Origin of the sequence: Pseudomonas sp. NPDC090208 (assembly GCF_044746785.1) — a bacterium.
GTDB lineage: Bacteria > Pseudomonadota > Gammaproteobacteria > Pseudomonadales > Pseudomonadaceae > Aquipseudomonas.
The window spans coordinates 242,459-258,144 of the sequence record NZ_JBIVCU010000003.1 but is presented as its reverse complement, the minus strand read 5'-3'; the positions used below and the strand labels follow the sequence as shown (position 1 = coordinate 258,144).

The window sequence follows — 15,686 nt, the reverse complement described above, 5'->3', positions numbered from 1 at the left end:
GAGCAAGGTACCCCTCAGATCGTGGTGAGAGCGCCTCGCGGATCTTCAAGTTTTCGCGCCAGCGCGATACGTTGGGCCAGAAAGTACTCCAGCGGTGCCTCCAACCACATCGAGTACGTAAGCAGCTCTACCCCTTCCTCAACGGCAGTTTTGGCGAGTCGCGCATAGCCTTCGCTGAGGATGGTGCGCCATAGGCTGCCCATCCCGAAAATCCGAGAAAAGATCAGGACGCCGAGGCCGGTTGAAAGGGAACCGAACATGGGGGTTCGGGTGAAAGCTGCGCGCGCTTCAAAGGTGTCGTTACGCCTTCCAGACCTGAATGCCTTCACGATGCAAATCAGAGCAATGTGGCTGAAAGGCCAGCACCACGCGCTGTGGCTTATGGGGTCGAAGAGCCCATCGAGCTCCCGCATGAGCAGACAGGCGAAAAAGCCGCCAGCAAGCATCTTGAATCCATGCTCAGAGGGGGAACCGGGAGCCAGCCAAAAAAGCATGGCACAGGCAAACAGCATCATTTCCTGAGAAATCTCGGTGAAGGAAATTTCGAGAATTTCGGTTTTGAATACCGCTACATCGAGCCAAAGCATTCCAAAAGAGAGGCCCACCAGAACTATTCTCAGCAGCACACCAAGAGAAACTTTCACCAAATGAGTATGTGCAGTCTGCAAAATCTAATTCCCCGAGCGCTTTTTTAAAAGGAAAAGAACTCGACTTGTAACGACTATTTACGACTTTATCACATTTGTTTCACGGTTTTTTCACATCATGAATTTTGATGGTCGCGCGGCGTACCGGTGTGCTAGTCAGCGTTTAAGGGGCAGGATGGAGAAGGCGTTTGTGCCTGGTATCTTAGATTTCACGTTGTCGCAGCATTTCCAATCGCTATGGAGCCATTAGCAGACGAGCGATTATGCTTGCCATGCGGTGGCCCTTTTTCGCCCTGTCGTTACGTCAGGCATAAAAAAACCCGCTGGAGCGGCGGGCTTGAAGTGGTGATTCAAAGGAGTGACATCGACGTTAAACGTCGAGACGTGAAGAAAATGTGAATTCCGCTTTGTAACTAATTCCCATTCATAAAATTCCGATCAGTGGTTCGCACAAGCTCTCCGGGCCGCTGCCGGCCTTGAGCGGCGACGAACACGAAAACCCCTACTGTGAAACAACGGATTCCATGGCAATTGCTGGAAGAGCCTTGGTGCCGAAGACTTCATGAACCACGTCAGGGGAGAGACCAAGGGATAATTCAATCTCGGCATGGATCGGTGCCCAGGATGAGGCCAAATCGTCCGCGTGCAACCTTTCGGGAAGCTGCAGTAGGGAGTGCAGGTACTTAACTTCTGTGGTCACGAGGTGCGTGGAGTAGACGATCCCAGCCCCCAAAAGCACACACCCAAATGACCACATAACCATCCTGAACCCTGGATGCATTTGCTTTCTCCAGATAGCAATCCGCAGACTTTAGCCACTACCGACGAAAACGCAAAGCTGGTGGTACCCTGAATCGCGCTAACACGCACCGCCTCCGTGCCTTCGTGACTATCCTCAATAATGGCGCCTCACTTGCTCGAGGAAGTATCGAGATCATGCACATATGCCCGCTTCGAGCCGATTGGATTTCAAAAGGATTTGAGTATGAAAGATCCATTTACCGCCGCTTTATCGGATGTGATTCAGAACCAGATCGAGCTCACCTCGACCATTGAATCTCTCCTCGATCAATCCCTGTCTCACGACGCGGGAGGCACCAACGCAAACGAAATTCAGAGCCGGCTCGACAACCTCAATACTCACGTAGACGCGCTGGTCAAGCGCCTTGCAGCGAAACATGACCAAGACCGAGAATAACCGCCTGACGCCCTCGAGGCTTTGACTATGCAAGCGGAGCGCGCAGGTGGGAGGATGAAAGCCCGAAGGGCCGAGACGCCTCGCAACGCGAGGCGGCTTGATTCACGACAGCCGTCCGCCGCAGGCGGCACACCTGCAGCCTGGTCTCGCCCGCTATGGAAGAACGATGTAATCATTGCGTTGGACTATCCCTGCATGTACCCCTTCAACGAGATGCACATACCGTCCACTGACTTCATCGATAGGCAGGCAATCATCCACCTCCAACACAGCATCAGTGTGTGCTTGAGTCCAATGCGACAACGCCTGCCGCTTCCCCTTTGCCATGGCCTCCCGCTTGTCCTTGGCCACCACCAGCAGGTAGTGATGCGCTTCGCCAAAGGTCTGCGATTCGTAGCCCCCCAGGTTGATGAAGTACAAGCGAGGTGAGCCGGGCGACGGGGCTAGTGAGCTGAATTCCACACGCCAGCTTTCAACGCCATCGACAGCCATCCAGGAGTCGATATGAACGCCTTTGGGGCTGCCGAACCAAGTATCACGAAGCTGCGGGTATACCTGCTCCAGTAAATCGGCGACGACAAAAGCCACGTCGTGAACCTCGATCTTGGCCCGAGGATGCTTACCACCCAGCATCACCACAAAAAGCATTCAATGCCCATCCGTAACCACATTTGTCACTCATTAAAAAACACAGCGATCTTGTTGCCGGTCGGATCTCTTAGATAGGTCACGTAGAAGTTGGGCGTATAAGCGGCTCGGGCTCCAGGAGCGCCTTCGTCCACTCCTGCCTGCGCTAGGCCGGCAGCATAAATCGCGTCGACCTCGGCCCGTGACTGAGCCCGGAACGCCGGCATCATTCCATTGCCCGCAGTGGCTGGCCCACCGTCGAAAGGCCTTCCGACGTGCACCGTACCTGGGCCATTCAATCTGTCGACAGTTTTTGGAAGCGAGTAGCTACAGACCCCTTCGGAGTAGTCCTTTTCATACCCCAGCGGCAGAAGAATTGAATCGTAGAAGGCCACGGATGCATCGACATCGTTTGCACCGATCCATAAATAGCTGAGCATGCTCGTCTCCAGTGATGTGTCAGGGATAGATCATGCGACCAACTCCTTGCAGCTAGATTCGCCACCGCCAGCCGCCGTGGGCAACGATGCCCATTCGCCTAGTTGTCCGACCTGGAGTTAGACGGGTAGCATATCGACCTGGACTATACGCCCCACAGCCACGTCCTCTGCAATCGCACTCACCTTGGCCTCCTCAATCTGGAAGATCTTGATCATGCGATACAATGCTTGTGCATCCGGCTCGTTGCCTGACTGGCTAAGCCGCTCAGCGATGCGCACGAGCTCAACCGCAGACCACTTCAGATCTGCCGCCAAGCCTTGAAGATCTCTCCTGAGGGTTAGAGTATTACCGGCCATCCACGACACTCCTGTTTGTTCCTACTGATCTATTATCGGCAACATTCGTCGATTGCTGGGTGTTATGCGAGACAGAAATCCTCGTGTTCGTTCAATTTCAGCCTCAGGCTACGCCGAGATAGCATCTGGGCAAATTCCCGGAGTCCCCGCCTGTCAAGCTCCACTCCAGCTAGTGAAACTCGTGGATTCATGCTTCTTTCACATGCGCCCGTTGACGAGAGGCCCCTGTGGGTCGATAGCAGCCCTTCACGACAGGCTGCTATCGGCCATCAAAACCCGCATCCCCCCGCACTCGGCAATTTCTCTCCCCTTGCCTGCACGGGCCTCAACCTGTTGAAACACGGTGCCATTGTGCGTTGTGAGTTGCCGCACTGCTGGGGCTTACCCCGTTTCCTCTCTGCACTTTTCCCCATTCATCAACCGCCGATGAGCAGTCTGATATCTGGCGGAACGTTCGGCACCACCGCCCACGCCAATCTGATGAACCCTATGTTCACCCAGGTCGGTGCGGTGTGCGCCACCAATTTTCCGCAGCGAACTGGGCATTTACTGGACGATGGTGTTCGGTGCGCCTTGAACGGTATTGAACACAGCTCAAAGAGCATCGTGCGCAATCATAGTTAACATCAAAGTGCCGCCAACCGTTTCAAGTTTGGGAACGGCATCACATTTATTGGATCCATTCAGTGTTGCGATGCCCGCCCAATTGCCCCTATCGTCTCTGCCTCGACGCCTGCCGGGACATCAGTTCCTGTCGACTCTTATCAAAAAATCAATAACAACACGTCGATATTTCCCGTGCGCCCGCACGTGATTTTACTTTGGAATGGAGATTGAAAATGACTACATGGAAATTGCGCGCCCTGGCCATTGCAGGGGCGAGCGTATTGCTGTCCGCTTGCGGCGCTGCACAGGTCAACATGACCGAAATGCAGACCGCCACCGCCAAGACCCTGGGCCTGGCATCCTCCGACGAAATCACCGTCACCAACGTTCAGTACGCCGAAAAGAACGCGCTGGGTGGTCAGAAGCTGAGCTACGACGCCACCACCGCCCGCGGCCGTAAGTTTGCCTGCACGGCCTTTGTGATTCCAGGGCTGACGCCACTGGACAAGGCCGCCTGGAGCGATGGCGAATGTCACCCTCGGTAAACTGCTCTCGCAGTAAGGTCGCGGGATCCAACTGCTGTGCTCCCGCGGCTGCCGGAGAACTACATTCCACTTCCCCCCTCCTAGTTTGCATTGCCGCTGACTCTTAAATTGTATTCGGCTTAACCGGTGCATGGAGTACGTCTTGGCAGGTCGACCCAAACCGGACATTCGCGAAGGGCAGGAGTCGACCGGAAACGGTGGTTCACGACGGGCTACTGTCGGCCAGAAGCGGTCAGGCGCGGATCCGTCGAGAGACGATTGACGCGCTACCGACGTAGACTTTTTGCACTATATGCTCACCCCTTTTTGCGTACACTGAAAACCATCGACGACCACCTTGTTCCGTGTCAGAAATCGCCGTTCGCGATTCCTGATCCTTACCAGGCGACTGGGGGTACTTTTGAGGGTATTTTCAGATTTTAAAGATCCATAATGCCCGCCCTAGAGCCCTGTCAAAATGTTTTTGGCGACCCTGACAGTCTCTAGTCACCGGCGGGCAGGCTGTTCACCTGATCATTTCTGCCTTTCTACAAACCGTGGAACTCCATTTACTTCCAGTCGATTGCTAAGTTGGGGGCACATCTGCGGGCATGCGTTGGAGGGTTTGAAAACGATGCCCCCAGCTTGTGCTCCAGCAGTTTTCTTCTCGAAAAAGCCAGACACGGCTGCTCACTCCATCTGCCATCAAGGGTTCAGCATGGCGTATTCTTGGGCCACGCAATCAACCTCGAAGTAGTGAATTTGACCCATGGGTTTTGAACAACTAGCAGAGCTACGCGACCGCCTCCGAGCTGAAAAAGCGCCAGCTAAGATCGACAAACCGATCCCCTCCAAGCCGAAGTCTTCCCCTAAGACGAGGCCCCGTGTCCAAGACCCGGCCTTGGAGGCAATCTGGCCACTGCAGAAGCATTTCCCGTTGGCCTTTCCCGTCAATCCAGCACCCAAGGTTCCCCTCAAAGAGGGCATTCTCAAAGATGCGGAGCAACACCTGGCGCTCCTCGGGTTGACCAGTGAACAGCTCAAGCTGGGCATCTCAACCTGGTGCCGAGGAACGCGGTACTGGAAGAGCATGGTGGAGGATGCACCGCGCTTAGACTTGAACGGTCAGCCAGTTGGTGTCGTGACTGCTTCTCAGGCTCTCCATGCGAGGCGACAAGCTTTACGACACCGGGGCCAAGACCGACGCAATCAGGGAAAACCAAAAGCCGGTGCCCCCGGGCCCGCCGTCGATGCCGCTGTAGAAGAGATGCTGGACTGAGCAACGCCGCCCACGCTTAGCGAACGGTTGTCGACACGTCGAGTCCAAGCCGGAAGCAAGTCGGCACCGGCCACGATCTCATGTAGGAAAAGGCTTACAGAATGACGAGCGAACCAGCCATTTACGCCAGAGGCGCGACCCCATAAATTGGATCCATCAACTGAGGAACATGATGTACCTCAGAGATCATGGATAGATCTGCCACTGCTTGGAATGCTGCTGACCAGGATGTTGGATGGATTTGATGGCAAAGAACCCGCTTCGGCGGGTTTTTTATTGGCCACCGTTTGTGCCGACTGACTCTATCCAACGCATGACTTCCTCCCAGCATCTGATGACCTCATCTGCGCCCCATCCGTTGGCTGGCGTGGCGGGAGCAAGCTCTCGGACAGAGATGTTCTGTCTCGGATGGCAACGCGATGATGCACCGTCTGTCCGACCCGACTGCAAGAGGGCTAAACCCACCTTCCCTCGCCGTCCTCCACAGCAGGTACACGCCATCATTCGCGTAACTTTTCATGAAAGAGAGAGGGCTTCAACGGCGAAGCAATCATCCGAAAAACTCTGGCTCAGCTATTTGAGGCGTCGGCGATCAGTGTTTCTCTTTTCCCTTGCAGCCACAGAACCGATTGTTCTGCCGACATCGGTTTTGCAATCAGGTAGCCTTGCGCCAACACGCATCCCAGGCTCTTGAGCACCTCTAGCTCTTGTACCGTTTCCAGGCCTTCACTGATGCAGTCCAGGCCCATATCGGCACTCAGAGCCAGCAGCGACTTGACGATTTTATAGCTCGCCGGGTTGCGGTGAATGCCCATAACGAAGGAGCGGTCAATCTTGAGTTTGGTCAGCGCCAGTCCGTGAAGCTGACTCAGGCTCGAATAGCCCGTGCCGAAGTCGTCCAGCGAGATCCCGCAGCCTAGCGTTCTAAAGATCGCGACAGCTCGCTGGGCCTGCTCGATGTCCTGAATCACTGCCGTTTCGGTAATTTCGAAGTCCAGTCGCGCGGGATTTACACCGCTGTCTTTAATAAAACCCACGATAGCGTTCACAACCTCCATCGAGCCGCAGTCGTGGGCCGAAAGATTGAAGGCGAGCCGGACATCTTCTGGCCACATCAGGGCGCCGGCCAACGCTTTTCCAAGCAACGGCAGGGTCAAACGGTTGATGAGACCTAATCGTTCTGCCACCGGAATGAATTGCCCAGGTGCCACTGGACCCAGTTGAGGACTTGACCAGCGAGCCAATGCTTCAAACCCCACCGTTTTACCCGAACGGATGTCCAGGATCGGCTGATAGGCGACGCTGAACTCTTCCAGTACGTTCGCATTGCGTAGCCCTTGTTCGGTGCGTATATCTCGACTGAGCTCAAGATAGTGGCTGGCTGAGAACACGCAGATGCTTCCAGCGCCCTGGCGCTTGCTCTGGTACAACGCGTAGTCAGCAAACTCGTACGCCTGGGTTGCATCGGCTGCCATGTCTGGATAGACCACCAGCCCCAGAGACGCGCTGATGGACACCTGAATCTCGCCAATGGTAAACGGCTCTTCAAGCAATGCGCGGATATCCCGACCCAGCGCAGCCATGCCCTCCTCCGATGCATCGCGCTTGAGCAGGCCGAACTCATCCCCACCCAGGCGCGCAAGGTGAAGATCGCTGTTTTCATAACGCGCCAGCCTCTGTCCGACCTGAAAGAGCAGCTTGTCTCCGACGCTGTGCCCATACAGATCATTCACCGGCTTGAATCCGTCAAGGTCAATCAGCCCCACTGCCAGTCGAGACTGGTCATTCGAAGCAGCCGCCAGGTTAGCCTCCAGCAGGGCAAAAAACTGGCGGCGGTTGGGCAGCCCGGTGAGGCTGTCCTGGTTCGCCAGGCGTTCGTTTTCTTCGCGTAGTTTCTCGGTGTGAGCCTGCAGGTTTACCAGCCGGGTGAAATCCTGATAGTGGTCGTGAAGTACCCAGATCATGCCCGCAGACACCAAGAGCACATTGGCAGCCATCGCCATGTAGACGTAGGTGCCGGTGGACAGGAAAAAACCCACGAAGGCCAGATTGACCACCGCTGTGGTAATCAACGCGGCCGAGCGTAGATGCATCATGCAAAAAATGCAGGCGATCACGGTTATCGCCATGTAGAAAGCGATGTGGGACCTCGCATAAGCGTCCCCGTAGGGGTAAAGAGCCAGCGCCCACGCAGTAAATGCAAAGGCAATGAACACTGCCAGGCGATTGGTTCTGGTCAGTGTGTGCAGGATCGCTGCGGGCGTGGCCGGCACGCCGCGCTTACGCCACCAGTGCCAGGCGCGGTAGCTACCCAACCCTGTCAAAACTGCCGGCAGATAGAGAGCAAGCCAATCGGGTGCCAGATGAAAATGGGTCACCGCCAGGGCGACTGAGTTGATCAGCAAGATGACGTACATCACTGGCATTTGCCTGGAGAGCGCAACGTGCTGAGCCCTTAGCAAAACGGGGTTATCACGCTGTACACCCAGCAGCGCCCTGAGCTGCGCGAGCACTCTGCCAATCATTGACGACGCCCGATGGATACCACACAAGTTTTCATTCCGACCTCCGCTGAGCACACGTCCACCGTCATCGATGGTTGCCCTGTACTCGGCGCTGCCCGTCGTTTCTGAAGCGCTGTCATCGGTAATTCCGACAAGACACACGTGAGCGTTCGGAAAGACATTTACATGGATGTATGCAGGTGCACGAATGCACTTGATCGGCGGGAAAATCTGCGTCAAACATGCGGACGAACCAAAGACGACGATCGTCCGGAGTTATCGATCCAAGGAGGCTGAACCTCGACAACCGCATGCTGCGGTTGAACAGGGTCCTCCATCCAGTCAGTAATCTCGTCGATGGCATCGGTCAACGCGTGTAATAGACGCTGACAACGTTCGGACTGCCATAACGCTGGAACAACTCCCCGGTGGACGATGAAAGCCCCTATGTGTCTGACCTACCGGAGGTTGCAGGTTCCACCTGCTCAATGGCATCGCGCTGCCGCAATCGGGTTGAACTAACCCCTCGGCGCAAGGCTCCCTGTTAACGCGCGTCACCGCCGCAACGTCGACGCGCTAGCTCTGGCTCGCGGTATTCGCCCGGGTCCATGAACGACAAGGAGCCACCATGACCGACACTGCCTATCCGCTCTACCGAACCCTGCCCGGCCCGATTCACGCCCTTGTGCTGGCGGGCACCTTCCCGCTGTTTCTCGGCGCATTGCTCAGCGACCTCGCCTACTACAACACCTACCTGATTCAGTGGAGCAACTTCGCGTCCTGGCTGATCGCCGGCGGCATGTTGCTGTGCGGACTGGCCCTGCTGTTCGCGTTGGTCAATCTGCTGCGTGCCCGACCGCGTTCGGGACGTCCATTGGTGTATTTCCTGTTGCTGTTGATCACGTGGGGGCTCGGCTGGATCAACGCCTTTCAGCACGCCAAGGACGCCTGGGCGGTCATGCCGCTGGGGCTGGCTCTGTCGGCCATCATCATGGTGCTCAGCGCTGCGGCGGCATGGACAGGGCTGACCCTGCCACGTTCGGGAGGTGTGCAATGAGACATTTACCTGCATTGACAACCTTGAGTGTGGCGTTGCTGTTGAGTGCCTGTGGCGGCGAGCCGGACAGCCTGCAAACCCACGGCGCCGATCCGAAAATGCCGCAGGCGCAACGGGGTCTGCTGCCGAGCATGAAAATCGCCGAGCCGGTGGCCTGGGGCGAGCAAAAGCCCAAGGTGCCGGAAGGCTTCAGCGTTTCGGCGATTGCTACCGATCTTAAAGTGCCACGCCAGACACTGGTCCTGCCCAATGGCGATATTCTGGTGGCCGAAGGCAAAGGCGGCACCGACGCGCCGAAGCTCAAACCCAAGGATGTCATCGCCAGTGTCATCAAGGCCCGGGGCAATACTCAGGTCAAAGGTGGTAACCGGCTGACCCTTTTGCGCGATGCCGATGGCGACGGCAAGTACGAACTGAAAACCGTGTTCGCCGAAAACCTGAATGCGCCCTATGGCCTGGCGTATGCCGACGGCAAGCTCTATGTGGCCAATCAGGATGTGCTGGTGCGTTTCGACTACACCGACGGCCAGACAAAGGCCAGTGGCGCACCGGTGACCGTTACCGAGCTGCCGTCGAAGATCAACCATCACTGGACCAAGTCGCTGGCGATCAGCCCGGACGGCAACACGCTGTATGTCGGTATCGGGTCCAACAGCAACGTTACCGAGCGCGGCATGGAGGTCGAGCTGGACCGCGCGCAGATCTGGCAGATCGACGCCCGCAGCGGCGCGCACAAACCCTACGCCACCGGCGTGCGCAACCCGACGGCACTGCGCATTCAACCCGGGACCGGGCAGCTCTGGGCAGTGGCCAACGAGCGTGACGAGTTGGGGCCGGACCTGGTGCCTGACTACCTGACCTCAATTCGCGAGGGCGCGTTTTATGGCTGGCCCTACAGCTATTGGGGGCAAAACGTCGACACCCGCGCCCAGCCGCAAGACCCGGAAAAAGTCGCACTGGCGGTCAAGCCGGATTACAGCCTGGGCTCCCACGTTGCGGCGTTGGGCCTGGACTTTTCGATACCGGCCATGGGCGACACCTTTGCCAACGGCGCATTCGTCGGCGAACACGGCAGTTGGAACCGCGACAACCCGGTGGGCTACAAGGTGGTTTTCGTGCCATTCAGCAATGGCCGCGCGGCAGGCGAACCAATCGACTTCGCCACCGGCTTTCGCGGCGACGACGGCAAGACCCGTGGCCGCCCGGTGGGCGTGACGGTCGATCCCAAGGGCGCGCTGATCATTGCCGACGATCTGGCCAATACGGTCTGGAGGGTGACGCGCAATCGCTGAATGACCGGGCATCGGGGCGATCCCACCCTGATGCCCATTGCCGATAAACCACACGGGTTGATTACCCTGCTCCCGCTTGCGTCGAGCGTCTACAAGGACTGAAGCCCCATGGTTGGAAAGACTCCGCACACGGCGGGGCCTTTGTCCTTGGTCAGGCGCCTGATTCCGCCTGCTCGTCGTCATCCTCGGGCGCAGGCTTGCGGCGTACGGGATCGTTGCTGGTTCTGGCCGGGTGGAGCGGGTCAACTTGCGGATCGGACAAGTCCGGTGATTCGGGGTCGAAGCCGATATCGTCTTCTACGCCGCCCTCTTCACCGGCCTCGGATGAGGGCTCCGGCCATGCCGGAGCGTCGCGCGACCGGGCGCGAGGATCGAATCCTATCCCGTGGTAGAGGGGGATGTTGATGTCCTCCTGGGCAGGATGCCCCGGTATCTCATGACTGATCGCCATCTCGTCTCTCCTCTTTCAGGCGTGGGAAATCCACGTGGCGGGCTTGCGTTCGCGTATTCGCATGCGCAACTCCCCTACCAGTTCGCAGATGGCGCGGGCGGTGTTCAGTTCGGCAACGGCAATGCCGCCCACCGTCAGATTGTTGCCCGTCTCGGGGTCGACGATTTCTACGGCAATCTCGCCGGTGGTGTTACAGGTGCATCGGCACTGCATAGGCAGAAAGGCAGATTCGATGATGTGGCGCAGTTCCAGCGGAGAGATGGCCATGGTTCGTTCCTTGTTGTGTGAACGGTCGACTGCGGCCGAAACGGGTTAATTCAAAGTTTCGGTCCAGCGCGGGCCGTGTGGTCTTCGTTATCCGCTGTCACTGTGGCCATCCGAGCGCGGGATCAGCTTGATCTGGATCAATCCGGCCACCCTCCCCGACGGGCAGGCGACCGAAGGTGTCATGGCTTTGTTTTGGCGCCGGATTTACTGATCAGTTGCCGGATGGTCCCGGTCGGGATGTTGATCAGCGCGTATGTGCCTTGAATCTCCACCCACTGCTCATGCTCATCGGGCGTCGGCAGATGGCGCGCCTGCCAGTCCTTCAGCGCCGAGCTCTCGCGCTGATAGGTCTCCGGCGCGACGTCTCCGGTCTTGAACTCGCGCAATCCGGTACCGGGTCGATCCAGCGTTACGCTGGGCTGCTCCGAAGTGGAATGCTCCGCAGCGGGCTGCCCGGCAGCATGGATGAGGCCAGCGAATGCGCAAAGCGCAGTGAACGCCAGACAGCTGAGTTGTTTACGACGGGCCATGGGAATCCCCCCTTGAGGCTTGATACAACGAAGGCCGCAGCATGCAGCCTGATCAGGTCTACTGTCTGTCGACCTGCCGGTGAAGGAATGTTTCCATCAATAAACTGATGGGCGCAGCGGAGGTCGGATGCCCTGCATCCGTCCACCCTTCACAGCATCTTGTCGAGGGTGATGGGAAACTCGCGAACGCGCTTGCCGGTGGCGTGAAACACCGCATTGGCCACCGCCGCCGCCACCCCGACGATGCCGATCTCGCCGACGCCCTTGGAACCCAGCTCATTGACGATCTCGTCATCCTCTTCGACAAACAGCACCTCGATCTCGCCGATGTCGGCATGCACCGGGATGTGGTATTCGGCGAGGCTGTGATTGAGGAAACGGCCCAGGTGATGGTCGCTCAAGGTCGCTTCCTGCAAGGCCATGCCCAGCCCCCAGACCACGCCACCGAGGATCTGACTGCGGGCGGTTTTCGGGTTGACGACCCGCCCGGCCGCAATCGCACTGACTACCCGTGTGACCCTGATCGTGCCGAGATCTTCGTCCACCTGCACTTCGACGAACACCGCCGAGTGAGTGGCCGTAGAAAAGGGTTTGCGACGGGCACCTGGTTCGGCGTCGATCTGCACTTCAAGGCTGCCGCTGTCACTGCGCGCGACGATATCGGCAATCGCAAGGCGTTGACCGTCGATATGCAGATAGCCGTCCCCGAAGCCGATCTGTTCCACCGGCACGTCGGCCCATTCGGGAAACGTCGCTCGCGCCAGTTCCAGCACTTTGGCGCGCAGAATCAGGCAAGCCTGACGCACTGCCGAGCCCACCGAAGACACGGTGAACGAACCGCCCTGCAGGGGCGCCGTCGGTAACGAGGAATCGCCGAGCACGAAGGTCACGTCGCGGGGCATGATGCCGGCCGCCTCGGCAGCAATCTGGGTCATGACCGTGTAGGTCCCGGTGCCGATATCGGTGGTGGCGCTGCTGATGGTCAGCCGGCCCTGGCTATCGAGGTGCGCCCGCGCGCTGGCCTTCATCTGCATCGCTTCCCAGACTCCGCCCGCCATACCCCAGCCCACCAGGTGTCGCCCCTGCCGCATGCTGCGCGGGGTCGGGTTACGTCTATCCCAGCCGAAACGTTCGGCGCCCTGGTCATAGCAGGCCAACAACTCTTTGCTGGAATAGGGTTTGTCTTCGTTGCCGTTGTTGGCGGCGAAGTTGACCCGCCGTAACTGCAATGGATCGATACCCGCCGCACAGGCCAGTTCATCCATGGCGCACTCCAGCGCGATGACGCCGGACGCCGCACCCGGTGCGCGCATATCCAGCGGCGTGTACACATCCAGCGGCGTCAGGCGATAGCTCAGCGCAACGTTGTCGCAGCGGTAGAGCATGCTGCTCCACTCCACAAGATGCTCGGTGAAGTCTTCAAAACGCGAGGTCTGGCCGATGGCATCGTGGGCGATGGCCTGCAGGCGGCCCTCAGCATCGGCGCCCAGACGCAGGCGCTGGCGGGTCTGCGGACGATAACCGAAGGTAAACATCTGCTGACGGGTGAGGGTCACGCGCACCGAGCGTTTCAGCTGCAAGGCCGCCATCACCGCCAGCGGCAACTGATACTGCGGGCGCAGCCCGGAACCGAAGGCGCCACCGACGAACGCCGCCAGAATGCGCACCTTGTCTTTCGGCAGGCCGAACACTTTGTGCAGATAGTCCTGACAGTTCTGGGTCCCCTGGGTCTTGTCGTGGATCTCCAGGCGGCCATCGGTTCGATACAACACCGTCGAGGCATGGGGCTCCATCGGGTTGTGGTGTTCGACCGCGGTGTCGAACGTGGCGTCCACCTGAAACGCAGCCGCGGCGAATTGCCCGGCAAAATCGCCCCGCAGCTTCGGTGTTTCGGCGGGCGCAGAGTGTGCCTGATCGAGGGACGCCAGCATGTCGGTCTGATGGGGCTGCCCGTCGTATTCGATACGTACCATCGAGCCGGCATACCGGGCCATTTCCAGCGTTTCAGCGACCACCAGTGCCAGCGGCTGACCGCTGTACAGTACGCGGTCGTTGAACAGCGGACGAAACGGCGAACCCTCGGCCGAATCGGCGTCGCTGTAATCATCGTCGTAACCGGAGAGACGGGGACGGTTGTTGTGATCGAGCACCAGCACCACCCCAGGGACTTTCAGCGCGGCTTCGCTATCGATACGCCGCACCCGCCCACTGGCGATGGTGCTGGACACCACGCTGCCGAACAGCAGGCCGGCCTCGGGGTATTCGCCGGCATACCGCGCCTGCCCCGTGACCTTGGCGACGCCGTCGACCCGGTCCATGGGCTGACCCACAACGCGAGACGGGTTATTCATCGTGGGGTGCTCCTGTGGTCGTGGCAACGGCGGCATCACTCAAGGCGCGGACGATCGCTCGCTGCGCCAGCCTGATCTTGAAACCGTTATGGCTCAGCGGCTGCGCATCGCGCAGCATGGCTTCGGCGGCCTGGGTAAACAGTTCACGGGACACCGCGCGCCCCTTGAGCAAGTCCTCCACCGCCGGATCACGCCAGGGTTTATGGGCCACGCCACCCAGCGCCAGGCGCGCGCTCTTGATCGTCTCGCCCTCCATTTCCAGTGCTGCAGCCACCGAAACCAGCGCAAAAGCATAAGAAGCACGGTCGCGGATCTTCAGATAGCAGCAGTGCTGAGTGAAAACGGCAGGCGGCAATTCGATAGCGGTGATCAATTCGTCATCGGACAGTTGATGGTCACGCTGTGGCTCATCCCCCGGCAGCCGATGAAAATCGGCGAACTCAATCACCCGTTGGCCGGCGCGTCCCTCGACATGCACCCGAGCGTCCAGCACCGCCAGGGCGACACACATGTCCGAGGGGTGGGTGGCGACGCAGGCCTGGCTGGCGCCGAGAATCGCGTGGATGCGATTGAGCCCCGTACGGGCCGGACAACCGCTGCCCGGCTCGCGCTTGTTGCACGGGGTGCCGGTGTCGTAGAAGTAATAACAGCGGGTGCGCTGCAACAAATTGCCGCCGGTGCTCGCCATGTTGCGCAACTGCGGTGAAGCGCCCGCCAGAATGGCCCGGGACAACAGTGGATAATCCCTTTCGACCCAGGGGTGCCAGGCCAGGTCGGCATTGCTGACCCGCGCACCGATCAGCAACCCGCCGGCCGGCGTGCGCTGTACGTCCTGCAAGCCCAGCGCGGAAATGTCGATCAGCCGCTGTGGGCGCAGCACGTTCTCTTTCATCAGATCGAGCAGGTTGGTGCCGCCCGCGATAAAGCGTGTATCCGGGCCTGCGAGCTTGATGGCTTCCCTGATGTCGCCGGGTTTTGAATAGGCAAAAGGCGTCATGCCGACGACCCTCCCGATTGATGCGGCCGGCTGGCGGACTGCGGCAACGCCTCTTCCACGGCCGCGACAATGTTGCTGTAGGCGCCGCAACGACACAGGTTGCCGCTCATCAGCTCCTTGATCTGCTCACGGGTGCTGGCACGTCCTTCCCGCGCCAGGCCGACCGCCGAACAGATCTGCCCAGGGGTGCAGTAACCGCACTGAAAGGCATCGTGGGCAATGAACGCGCGCTGCATGGGATGCAATTGCTCGCCATCGGCCAGCCCCTCGATGGTGGTCAGTTCGGCGCCATCGCACATCACCGCCAGGATAAGACAGGCATTGACCCGCTTGCCGTCGCGCAACACGGTACAGGCACCACACTGGCCGTGATCGCAGCCCTTTTTCGTGCCCACCCGATCGAGGCGGTCGCGCAGCAGATCGAGCAGGGTAAGCCAGGGCTGCACATGTAGCGTCAGGGGCTGGCCGTTGAGGATCAAACTGACGGGGTGCGTTTCGCCCCCTGCCGACAGGTTCGCGCTCATGAAAGACCTCACGGGGAAAGAATGTGTGCGCAGTG

General features: G+C 58.9%; 17 protein-coding genes. 6 read left to right on the top strand and 11 right to left on the bottom strand.

The genetic code is table 11. The features are described 5' to 3' along the window. Positions 1 to 14: 14 nt before the first annotated feature. Positions 15 to 668, bottom strand: coding sequence for a hypothetical protein (locus ACIPL0_RS06985; RefSeq protein WP_400731439.1), 654 nt, complete (start codon positions 666 to 668; stop codon positions 15 to 17). Positions 669 to 1,632: 964 nt separating this feature from the next. Between ACIPL0_RS06985 and ACIPL0_RS06980 the strand changes: the two genes are divergently transcribed. Beyond that, positions 1,633 to 1,845 (top strand): hypothetical protein, encoded by a 213-nt coding sequence (locus ACIPL0_RS06980; RefSeq protein ID WP_400731438.1) that lies wholly within the window; start codon positions 1,633 to 1,635, stop codon positions 1,843 to 1,845. Between the two features lie 153 nt (positions 1,846 to 1,998). Here the strand turns inward: ACIPL0_RS06980 and ACIPL0_RS06975 are convergent, their stop codons facing one another. The 3 genes from ACIPL0_RS06975 to ACIPL0_RS06965 form a co-directional block, all read right to left on the bottom strand. Beyond that, on the bottom strand, positions 1,999 to 2,493 hold the full coding sequence (locus ACIPL0_RS06975; protein WP_400731437.1) for a DUF1543 domain-containing protein: 495 nt from the start codon (positions 2,491 to 2,493) through the stop codon (positions 1,999 to 2,001). Between the two features lie 26 nt (positions 2,494 to 2,519). Beyond that, positions 2,520 to 2,912, bottom strand: a complete 393-nt coding sequence (locus ACIPL0_RS06970; RefSeq protein ID WP_400731436.1) for a VOC family protein — start codon at positions 2,910 to 2,912, stop codon at positions 2,520 to 2,522. A gap of 117 nt (positions 2,913 to 3,029) precedes the next feature. After that, positions 3,030 to 3,269: a hypothetical protein gene (locus tag ACIPL0_RS06965; RefSeq protein WP_400731435.1), complete on the bottom strand. Its 240-nt coding sequence runs from the start codon at positions 3,267 to 3,269 to the stop codon at positions 3,030 to 3,032. Positions 3,270 to 3,458: 189 nt separating this feature from the next. Here ACIPL0_RS06965 and ACIPL0_RS06960 point away from each other — a divergent pair, with 189 nt between their 5' ends. The 3 genes from ACIPL0_RS06960 to ACIPL0_RS06950 all read left to right on the top strand — a co-directional run bounded on the left by ACIPL0_RS06960 (position 3,459) and on the right by ACIPL0_RS06950 (position 5,678). Continuing rightward, the gene (locus ACIPL0_RS06960) at positions 3,459 to 3,893 is read left to right on the top strand and encodes a hypothetical protein (RefSeq protein WP_400731434.1); all 435 of its coding nucleotides are present in this window, start codon (positions 3,459 to 3,461) and stop codon (positions 3,891 to 3,893) included. A gap of 215 nt (positions 3,894 to 4,108) precedes the next feature. Next, positions 4,109 to 4,420, top strand: a complete 312-nt coding sequence (locus ACIPL0_RS06955) for a hypothetical protein (RefSeq protein WP_400731433.1) — start codon at positions 4,109 to 4,111, stop codon at positions 4,418 to 4,420. A 748-nt stretch (positions 4,421 to 5,168) separates the two neighbouring features. Further along, positions 5,169 to 5,678 carry a ProQ/FinO family protein gene (locus tag ACIPL0_RS06950; RefSeq protein WP_400731432.1) on the top strand — a complete coding sequence of 170 codons (510 nt, stop codon included), beginning with the start codon at positions 5,169 to 5,171 and terminating at the stop codon, positions 5,676 to 5,678. Between the two features lie 569 nt (positions 5,679 to 6,247). Here the strand turns inward: ACIPL0_RS06950 and ACIPL0_RS06945 are convergent. Beyond that, complete coding sequence (locus ACIPL0_RS06945) at positions 6,248 to 8,203, bottom strand: putative bifunctional diguanylate cyclase/phosphodiesterase (protein ID WP_400731513.1); 1,956 nt, start codon at positions 8,201 to 8,203, stop codon at positions 6,248 to 6,250. A gap of 607 nt (positions 8,204 to 8,810) precedes the next feature. Here ACIPL0_RS06945 and ACIPL0_RS06940 point away from each other — a divergent pair. Both ACIPL0_RS06940 and ACIPL0_RS06935 read left to right on the top strand, forming a co-directional pair. Next, on the top strand, positions 8,811 to 9,239 hold the full coding sequence (locus tag ACIPL0_RS06940) for a DUF2231 domain-containing protein (RefSeq protein ID WP_400731431.1): 429 nt from the start codon (positions 8,811 to 8,813) through the stop codon (positions 9,237 to 9,239). Beyond that, positions 9,236 to 10,531: a PQQ-dependent sugar dehydrogenase gene (locus tag ACIPL0_RS06935; protein WP_400731430.1), complete on the top strand. Its 1,296-nt coding sequence runs from the start codon at positions 9,236 to 9,238 to the stop codon at positions 10,529 to 10,531. The genes ACIPL0_RS06940 and ACIPL0_RS06935 overlap by 4 nt, the downstream gene beginning before the upstream one ends. Before the next feature lie 151 nt (positions 10,532 to 10,682). Here the strand turns inward: ACIPL0_RS06935 and ACIPL0_RS06930 are convergent, their stop codons facing one another. From ACIPL0_RS06930 to ACIPL0_RS06905, 6 genes are all read right to left on the bottom strand, one after another. Then, on the bottom strand, positions 10,683 to 10,982 hold the full coding sequence (locus tag ACIPL0_RS06930; RefSeq protein WP_400731429.1) for a DUF6021 family protein: 300 nt from the start codon (positions 10,980 to 10,982) through the stop codon (positions 10,683 to 10,685). 15 nt (positions 10,983 to 10,997) lie between these two features. Then, complete coding sequence (locus tag ACIPL0_RS06925) at positions 10,998 to 11,249, bottom strand: DUF1652 domain-containing protein (RefSeq protein WP_400731428.1); 252 nt, start codon at positions 11,247 to 11,249, stop codon at positions 10,998 to 11,000. A 179-nt stretch (positions 11,250 to 11,428) separates the two neighbouring features. Beyond that, positions 11,429 to 11,779, bottom strand: coding sequence for an RcnB family protein (locus ACIPL0_RS06920; protein ID WP_400731427.1), 351 nt, complete (start codon positions 11,777 to 11,779; stop codon positions 11,429 to 11,431). A gap of 149 nt (positions 11,780 to 11,928) precedes the next feature. Then, the gene (locus ACIPL0_RS06915; protein ID WP_400731426.1) at positions 11,929 to 14,130 is read right to left on the bottom strand and encodes a xanthine dehydrogenase family protein molybdopterin-binding subunit; all 2,202 of its coding nucleotides are present in this window, start codon (positions 14,128 to 14,130) and stop codon (positions 11,929 to 11,931) included. Continuing rightward, positions 14,123 to 15,127, bottom strand: a complete 1,005-nt coding sequence (locus tag ACIPL0_RS06910) for an FAD binding domain-containing protein (RefSeq protein WP_400731425.1) — start codon at positions 15,125 to 15,127, stop codon at positions 14,123 to 14,125. The genes ACIPL0_RS06915 and ACIPL0_RS06910 overlap by 8 nt, the downstream gene beginning before the upstream one ends. Continuing rightward, positions 15,124 to 15,651, bottom strand: a complete 528-nt coding sequence (locus tag ACIPL0_RS06905; RefSeq protein ID WP_400731424.1) for a (2Fe-2S)-binding protein — start codon at positions 15,649 to 15,651, stop codon at positions 15,124 to 15,126. Before ACIPL0_RS06905 ends, ACIPL0_RS06910 begins: the two co-directional genes overlap by 4 nt. Positions 15,652 to 15,686 lie beyond the last annotated feature (35 nt).